This is a genomic window from Bacteroidales bacterium (genome assembly GCA_016707785.1).
Classification (GTDB): domain Bacteria; phylum Bacteroidota; class Bacteroidia; order Bacteroidales; family UBA4417; genus UBA4417.
The window spans coordinates 1-8,919 of the sequence record JADJGZ010000041.1; the positions used below are offsets into that span (position 1 = coordinate 1).

Genomic DNA, 8,919 nt, shown 5'->3' on the forward strand with positions numbered 1-8,919 from the left:
AGGTATGTGAAGGAGAATGTAAGGTAGAGGTATCTGCCATTCCGCTCAAAGGATCTCCGAAACTCCAGTGGATGCTGTCGGGGGAGGGTTGAAGTTGGGGGTGAAATTGAAGATATCTCCAATGCAGTGTCCTGTGAAATCGAATCGGGTAAAGTAGGTGGGAATGAAACTGGGAAGTGTTGTATTGTTATTTCTTCCTAGCAAGTCAACAGCATTTTTTTGAAATCCGCATGATATTCCAGGCAGATTTGGATAATTTATAACTCCAAGATAAGCCTCAGTATATTGGGCTATATATATCTTACCATCATTACCTAGTTGATAGTCACCAGAAAGTGTTGGTCCGAAATTTCCGATTGCGATTGCTGAGGAAATGAATGCATTTTTTTCTTGTATGCTGACATCATATTGGTGTACCGTAGACACATCAGATAGATAAAGGAATTTATTATTAGGAGAAAATTCTAAACTATAATTAGCGGAACTGCTGCCAGGTGTTGTAAATAAATAATTAGGGGATACTAATCCTGTGTACAAGTTGAAATCACATCGTTCTACTCCGGGATAGTCTCCATAATTAAACAATTGGTGCCCATCTGATGATACTTTTATACAGCCTGGATTTTGTAAATTAATACCTAAGGTGACAAGAGATTTGCTCTTTATTGGATTTGGATTTAATCCGTTCTCTGTAAGTAAATATGCAGCATAATTCCCTTCCTCATAAAGAAATGTGATTATCCAAATGTCTTTGTTGTTCCCATGTCTCACTGCTGTCAATCTTCCGGCAGCATTACTGGCATTTGCTACTTGAATATTTTTGTCATTGGTAATATCTCCAAGTCCAGCATCCAGTGTTATATCTACAATTGAATATCTCAAGCCTACTCGAGTATAATTGGGATTTGTAGTCCTTCCATCAACTGTGAAAATATAAAACAAATTAATAGAACCTGGTTTGGGTACAATAATCACAGGGTGGATAGAGTATCCATATCCAGTTGTGCTTCCGAGGTTTGTCCCATTCTGCATTACTTCATGATTCCTATTCCACACCTGTATTCCATCGGTATAAAACAAAAGGTTGCCAGCACTATCGCTAATGCTGGCTGAACCTCCGTGAGAATCCATCTGACTGTCAAGTATAGTTATAGGACCACTACCCTGGAAATGAATAGCTGCTTTATGGCCAAAATACCAGTTATTGGCTTCTCCCTGACCCCAAAGAAAGTACTTTGAGAACAATAAAATAAAAACCAAAAGAAGCAAACGCCTCATCAGAGAATACATTAAGCCTTGTAAAGTTAATGCTTTTTTTCTTGAAATGTCAGGCTGGTATTGTTGATCATGATTGAATCTTACTATGTTAATTTGTTTGACTCATTTTCATAAGTCTTACTTGTTCTTGAATTTATCCTCTTTCTGACTTTGATTATCTTTACAAAAAAAAGGAATGGCAGGTCAGGAAATAAAAATTTAGAACTGGAAGATGGTAAGATTGGAATCCAGGTTCAGGTTGAAAATGAAACTGTCTGGCTCACCCAAAAACAAATGTCCCGTCTTTTTGAGAAAGATTCTGATACCATTGGGATTCATATTAAGAATATTTATCTCTCAGGCGAATTGGATGAAAGCTCAACTACCGAGTTTTTCCCGGTAGTTCAAGAAGAAGGAAAACGAAAGATTAAGAGGACTTTGAAACATTATAACCTTGACACTATCATCTCTGTTGGATACCTGTGAAATAATTGGTGGCATCCAATCCGGGAAATGGGAGAACTGCAAACTATTCCATTTTCAAGTTAATTTCGCCCTTGCCCAGCTAAAGATGATTGGTAAATCAGCATTTATAATAACCTAATTAATAGTAATTGAGTCATTGTAATAACCTATTTACTAATTTTAATGAGAGAATAGCGAATTGTGAAGTATATTTGTATTATTGAAATATTCAACAGATGCTTATAAAAAGAGAGCTTCAGGAAAGAATTGAAGCAAGGCTAAGTCCCGGGAAGGTTATCCTGATTTTTGGTCCGCGCAGGGTAGGAAAAACCTTTCTTATCAATGAGATTGTAAAACAAACCACTGACCGGAGACTGATACTGAATGGTGAAGATGCCACAAGTCTGGCATTATTGGCGGAAAGGAGCATTGCGAATTATCGCAACCTTCTCAATAATATTGACTTGCTTATTATTGATGAGGCTCAGAACGTTCCTGAAATTGGTAAGGTGTTGAAATTGATCGTCGATGAGGTGCCACAGGTCAAGGTGATAGCAAGTGGTTCTTCTTCATTTGATCTTCTGAATAAAACAGGCGAACCCTTAACAGGCAGGAGCTACTCGTTTTTGCTGTTTCCCATAAGCCAACGAGAGCTTTCCGGTATTGAAAATATGCTGGAAACCAGGCAGAACCTTGAATTGAGATTGGTTTATGGTTCATACCCTGAGATCGTAACGATGAAGGATAATGCACTTCGCGCTGATTACCTTAAGGAACTGGTTAATGCTTACCTGTTTAAAGATCTTCTCAGCCTTGACGGTATCCGGAACGCCGGAAAACTTAGAGATATGCTTACCCTGTTGGCTTTTCAAACCGGAAACGAAGTATCAATGACAGAGATAGGATCTCAGCTTGGCTTAAATAAAAATACCATCGACAAGTATCTCGACCTGCTTTCCAAAGTCTTTATCATTCACCGTTTGGGAGGGTATTCATCCAATCTTCGAAAGGAAATTTCCAAAAACTCGAAATGGTATTTCTATGATAATGGTATCCGCAATGCCTTGATCAGCAATTTCAATCCACTTTCCATTCGCCAGGATGCCGGACAATTATGGGAGAATTACCTGATTTCGGAAAGGCTTAAGAAGAGGCAATACCAATCGGAGCCGGTCAATCTTCATTTCTGGCGCACTTACGACGGACAGGAAATTGACCTTGTCGAAACCGGCATTGATTCATTAAAGGCTTTTGAAATTAAATGGAAAGATAAAAAAGCCAAAATTCCGGGGGCATGGCAAAGAGCATATCCTGATGCACCATTTACTATCATTAATCCTGATAACTATTTGGAATGGATCATCTAATTACGGAATTGAAGAAAAACAAATGAATTCACTGATTCATTTTATCTCGCCAGAAATATCAGAACTACCAGGATAACCTCATCAAGGCCACTATCCCCGATTTCTTCTTCATTTCCCAGGCCATATTGCTATAACATAATATATACAGCTATATTCAATCATGTCCCTGGCTTGTTAATCTTCATTGATCATTTTGTTTTTCCTGAGTTTTTCCAATAGTTCTTTTTGCATTGAATTCATCCTTGAAAAAGCAAACCATTTCTTGCCCAGATCTTTGAGGGATGCCCCGATATGATACAATTCGACTTCATCGATAAAAGAAAGCGGTCATGTGAACTCTCCAGTTTCCTGAATTCAACCGGGTTATACTGCTGATTGTGCTTTTCAATGTCCAGCATTATTGTTTTGGTATTCCTTGTGTAAATGATTGCCTTTACACCTTTTTTTCGCTTGATGAGCAAAAGCAAAACACTTTCATCTATGTAATTATCAATCAGAATAATAGAGTGCTTAGCTGAGCGTATCAGGTCTGAAACAAATACATAGGCATCGAAGATCTGGCCATCGAAGAAAATTCCGTTCTCAGGCTTTGGCTCATGTTTTTCAAGTGCCTGGAATACCTGGCTGAATTTCCGGTCCGTTTCCGTTTGTTTGCTTTCCAGGATATCCATACGCTGAAAAAGATCTGTATTTGCCTGAATGAATTTCCGCATTTCAATGAAGCATTCATAATCTGTTACTCACCTTCACAGCAGTCTCACTTCGTAGAACAGCCGACAACATCGCCACCCCTTGCTCGGTAAAAGCATAGGGCAGGTATTTTCTATGTTTACCCCGGTTTTCATTTTCTTCTAAACCAGCATTATCAAATATTGAAGTTTTTAAGATCGCAAATTGCGATCTTAAAAACTCAAATTCAATCCTGGTCAGTTGAAACATAAACAGTTCAGGAAAACGTTCACTGTTTCGTTTTACCTGTTCATTCAAACGCATCAGTTTACCTCCACATCCTGCCAGATGACTGTCGAGCATCACCTGTTTGTCCCTGATCGTGAAAATGCGGTTTTCAATCTCTTGCTTGAATAACTCATTTGATGAAATACTCATAACTGCTGATAATAAAATGCAAAATTTAAAATGAGAATAATTGAGAATAAAGTTATAGAAAAAATGTATTCCTGAAAGGTTTAAAATTACCGGAATCACCTCACCAACGTCACTATTCCCGTCTTCTTCCTTGTTTCCCCTGCCAAAATCCTTAAGGTGAAATATTGCGGTTCTTAAACCTGTCAGGTTTCGAAAACCTGACAGGTTTATTAGGCTGGGATCACCTCACCAAGGTCACCATCCCCGTCTTCTTCCTCACTTCCCCTGCCTGATTGCTGTAACTGATGATATAGGTATAAACTCCCATCGGAGCAGGTTTCCCATCAATAATACCATTCCATCCATTGCCCAAATCCTTTGTTGCAAAAACCTGCCTGCCCCATCGGTCATAGATGTACATGCTGAAGGATTGTACCTTTTCGGGCAGGGTAACCGGACGAAAAGCATCATTCTTCCCATCCCCATCCGGAGTGAAGGCATTGGGCATGGTAAAGGGTGCAAAGGAATAGAGCATCATCAGGGAATCGGAGGAGGTGCAGCCCTCTTCTGTCTGCATAACAACCCTGTACCATCCTTCGGAAGTCACCAGGATTGAGGATGTGCTGTCTCCTGTATTCCAGCGGTAGGAGGCATATCCCGGAAGTGCTTCCAATCGGGTTATTTCATCAAACCAAAGGGTATCTTTATCTGCAGGAAAGCCTGAAACCGGCAGGGAGATGATGTTCACCTCCAAAGAAGATGAACTCTGGCAGTGGTTGGTATCACTTACGGTTAAGGTCCAGTTGCCGGCTTGTGCAGACTGTATTTCATCAAGGTAAAACAAGGGGTCAGTTCCGCCGGTTCCGTCAGGGCCTGTCCACTGGTAGCTGATGGTTCCGTTGCCTGTTCCCTGCTGGTAATGGGAGAGTAGTAACAAATCACTTCCCTCACAAACCGGTCCGGGATCGGTGATGGTGGCCTGGGGGATGCTGTAAACCCTGACCTGTCCCTGTTTAAACTCGGGTGCGATGATGTTCCCCAAACTATCGAGGAAGATGCAGATTCCGGGGAAATATCCCATTGAAGTGAATCCTGCCTGTTAGCACGGAAGCGAAGGTCAATTCCACCAAGGTTGAGCCATCGGCAGGTTCACCCGGATTTTGCCGTTCCAGGTCAGCGATATTTCTCCCATGGTAGGGAACAAATCGACCACCAGGCTGTCTGTCAGTGCAGGGTAGGGTATTGAGGTAGTTCTGGCAGGTGACCAAGTTATGGTCGTACGAGAGTCGCGCCTGAAGGAATGTACATGGCTGAAGTTGTTGGCCAGCAACGGTAACACGCCACATTGCCCAGGCAGGCAGAACCATCCCCGGCAATGGCCTGAAGGCGGACCATGGTTAAGTTGTTGACAGTAACTGTGAATACAGTATCGCAGCCAAACGGATCGGTAACTGAACAAGTATAGTTTCCGGCAGAAAGCTGTCCAAAATACCCGTTATTGATTTGTGTTATCCCTGAAACGGTGTAATACAAGGAATCTCCTGATCCGGTAGCCAGAATGGTAATACTTCCATCAGCCTGGGTTCCGGTTTCATACTGAGCGACAACATTTGTCACAACAGGGCCATCCATCTGATCAATGGTTAGCGGATTATGATCATAAACTTTCTGGCAGGGCTGATTGGTATCAGTCACCATAACTTTTACGCGGTAATTACCTTGCGGTAGATTCGTAAACCGGCCCAGGTTCAGAAAATAGTTTTGACCGTTATCAATGGAATACTTCAACATGGAGGCAAGACCTGTCGTTGCCACTACTGTGATGGCTCCGTCATGTTGCCCGCAATGGGATTCCGACACAATGACAGTATGCAATAAGTACATCGCCTATATCGTTGATAGTGTAATTTATTGTTGGCCAGTCACAGCCGTTTCCGTCGGAAAGTACTAATGTATAGTTGTCAACAGGTAAATGGTAGAGATCGATTGTATCCCCCACTGATTGGTTGCTGCCATTTTTCCACTCAACAATTAACGGAGCTGTACCGATTACAGTCAGCCCTGTGATGGCTCCCGTACTCCCGCCACAGGTTGTTGGCGAAAGCACAAGGTCTGTTTCATCGATCATTGGTGGAGGAAAGCTCTTTACATGAATGGTATCACTATTAGCGCATCCTTTAGTGTCAAGAACACGTACCCAATACAAACCGGTATCCGGAACTATCACCGAAACGGAATTCTCGCCAGTACTCCATAAATAGGAGGAAAAGCCGGCATTCGCCTCCACCAGTACATCTGTTTTTGGACATGCTGTCTTGTCGGCTCCAAGATTCACCGCTGGCAGGGGAGCAATCCTTACGAGGCGGGTTGCTGTTTCCTGGTGTCCGTTCAGGTAAAAAGCCGTGGTGGTAACATGAAAGAAGCCTGTATCTGAAAAAACATGGACCGGGTTTATCGAATCGCTGAAGTTATGGGCTCCCGACCCCGGATCATCGAAATCCCATGCAATACTATCGGGAGCAGGATTGAATCGTGAAGTAAAATATGTAGGACTTCCCAGGCATTCACCGGCAAAAACAAATCGGGCAAAATAGGATTGAATGAATGTAGGAAGTCCATTGCTGCACCGGCCTTTTACCAGAGGAATTGCGGAAAATTGAAAACCACAGGCAGCACCTTTTTGGGAAGGATTTGAAATGACAGAAAGGAATTTAGATGTATCGGGTCCCATGGGCTGGGTAATATAGATTTTTCCATCCGGCGCCAGTTGCATCTGATAAAAATTTCCGATTTGAGATGAATGTGAATAAACCTGGTATCTGCTATTCTGAAAAGTTACGGGATCTGATAAATAGGACATATCATACTGCTCAATGGTAGTACCATATAGATCACATGAGAGGTAGAGAAATTCAGAATTTGCAGAAAACTCTGCTCCATGATTGATTCCATTTGAGTTGAAAAGGAAAACCGGTGTCATTGTGCCGGTATAAGCATTCATTTCATATAATTCCGTTAATGAGATACCTGCATGCCAACCACTTGGCCCGTAAACATAATATCTACCATCAGGAGAAGCTTTGGAGGTTCCTGCCTGGCCATTAAAGCTGAAGTTATACAGACAAGGAGAAACCACGGGTGTTTGGTGAACACCGGAATGATCCACAAGATAAGCCAGTATCTTATTGTTCACCGAAAAGCTTCTCACAAATACCCAGAATCCTTCCTGGTTAGCACAGGCAACAGCAGTAATAACCTCCATTGCTGAATCAGCGCCCGGCAACGGGATGTTTTTCTGCCAGGGCAGAACAGCTCCCAGTCCACCATCCAGCGACAGGTCGATCACTGAATAATACGCTCCAAAAATGAGAGGTGTGGTATGCGTTCCTCCAACCGTGAAAATATAATACAGATGATCGGAACCTGGAGCCTTAAGACCAAGTGCGGCCTGTGTGGCACTTTCGTCGGCATTCAGCCCTGTGCCATTCAGCATTTCCTGGTGGTTCCTGTTCCAGATAGTACCACCGTTGGAATAAAAGAGCAGGTTGCCGGCAGAGTCGGATAAGGATGTACATCCTGCACCTGCATACATTTTACTGTCGGAAAGTGATACAGGAGAACCCGTGCTGAAGTTCAGGGCGGCATGATTCCCGAAATACCAGTTAAATGCCTCCCCTTGCGCCGAAACCTTTAATGACAGGAGTGCAAGAAAAAGAAATATAGAAATTAGAACTTTCATTTCTGCCGAAATACTTTATCAGGTAAAGTTACCTATTATCTGTTTAATTTATCCATCTAATGCCTTAAAAGTCACAGGTCTATCTTGATTATTTTATTGTTTGAAGTTTAAATATCAGGTCTTTTGTATTTGGGTTTATTTTTGAAAAAGCAAACCATTTCTTTCCCAAATCTTTCAGGGATGCCCCGATATGATACAATTCGACTTCATCTATGAGCAGAAACCGGTCGTGTGAACTTTCCAGTTTCCTGAATTCAACCGGATCATACTGCTGATTGTGCTTTTGAAGATCCAGCATTATTGTTTTGTTTGGCCTTGTATAGATGAGTGCTTTTACACCTTGTTTGCGTTTGGTTAGTAAAAGCAAGACACTTTCATCTATGTAATTATCAATCAGAATAATGGAGTACTTAGCTGAGCGTATCAGGTCTGAAACAAATACATAGGCATCGAAGATCTGGCCATCGAAGAAAATTCCATTTCTCAGGTTTTGGCTCATGTTTTTCCAATGCCTGGAATACCTGGCTGAATTCCCGGTCCGTTTCCGTTTGTTTGCTTTCCAGGATATCCATGCGCTGAAAAAGATCTGTATTTGCCTGAATGAACTTCCGCATTTCAATGAAAGCATTCATGATCCGGATACTCACCTTCACAGCAGTCTCACTTCGTAATATTGCTGACAACATGGCCACTCCCTGCTCGGTAAAAGCATAAGGCAGGTATTTTCTATGTTTACCACTTTTTTTCATTTTCTTCTAAACCAGCATTATCAAATGGAGTTTTTAAGATCGCAAATTGCGACCTTAAAACTCAAATTAATCCCTGGTCAGTTGGCGCATAAACTGTTCAGGAAATCGTTCGCCATTGTTTCCGTTTTACCTGTTCAAACGAAACGCTCAGTTCAACTCCACACAATTCTGCCAGATGACTGTCGAGCATCACCTGTTTGTCCCTGATCGTGAAAATGCGGTTTTCAATTTCCTGGTTGAATAACTCATTTGATGA

Annotated in this window: 6 protein-coding genes and 2 pseudogenes; 2 read left to right on the forward strand and 6 right to left on the reverse strand. The window is 41.9% G+C overall.

The window, feature by feature from the left end:
- Positions 1 to 45: 45 nt before the first annotated feature.
- Positions 46 to 1,032, reverse strand: a complete 987-nt coding sequence (locus IPH84_16865) for a hypothetical protein (protein MBK7174854.1) — start codon at positions 1,030 to 1,032, stop codon at positions 46 to 48.
- 519 nt (positions 1,033 to 1,551) lie between these two features.
- Between IPH84_16865 and IPH84_16870 the strand changes: the two genes are divergently transcribed.
- Positions 1,552 to 1,743: a virulence RhuM family protein gene (locus IPH84_16870; protein MBK7174855.1), complete on the forward strand. Its 192-nt coding sequence runs from the start codon at positions 1,552 to 1,554 to the stop codon at positions 1,741 to 1,743.
- Positions 1,744 to 1,958: 215 nt separating this feature from the next.
- Positions 1,959 to 3,089 (forward strand): ATP-binding protein, encoded by a 1,131-nt coding sequence (locus IPH84_16875; GenBank protein ID MBK7174856.1) that lies wholly within the window; start codon positions 1,959 to 1,961, stop codon positions 3,087 to 3,089.
- Positions 3,090 to 3,263: 174 nt separating this feature from the next.
- Here the strand turns inward: IPH84_16875 and IPH84_16880 are convergent.
- The 5 genes and pseudogenes from IPH84_16880 to IPH84_16900 all read right to left on the reverse strand — a co-directional run bounded on the left by IPH84_16880 (position 3,264) and on the right by IPH84_16900 (position 8,853).
- Positions 3,264 to 4,196, reverse strand: a pseudogene (locus tag IPH84_16880) (ORF6N domain-containing protein).
- Between the two features lie 220 nt (positions 4,197 to 4,416).
- On the reverse strand, positions 4,417 to 5,256 hold the full coding sequence (locus IPH84_16885) for a gliding motility-associated C-terminal domain-containing protein (protein ID MBK7174857.1): 840 nt from the start codon (positions 5,254 to 5,256) through the stop codon (positions 4,417 to 4,419).
- Positions 5,257 to 5,444: 188 nt separating this feature from the next.
- Positions 5,445 to 6,059, reverse strand: a complete 615-nt coding sequence (locus IPH84_16890) for a hypothetical protein (protein MBK7174858.1) — start codon at positions 6,057 to 6,059, stop codon at positions 5,445 to 5,447.
- On the reverse strand, positions 6,007 to 7,914 hold the full coding sequence (locus tag IPH84_16895; protein MBK7174859.1) for a hypothetical protein: 1,908 nt from the start codon (positions 7,912 to 7,914) through the stop codon (positions 6,007 to 6,009). The genes IPH84_16890 and IPH84_16895 overlap by 53 nt, the downstream gene beginning before the upstream one ends.
- Positions 7,915 to 8,002: 88 nt before the next feature.
- A pseudogene (locus IPH84_16900) lies at positions 8,003 to 8,853 on the reverse strand (ORF6N domain-containing protein).
- Positions 8,854 to 8,919 lie beyond the last annotated feature (66 nt).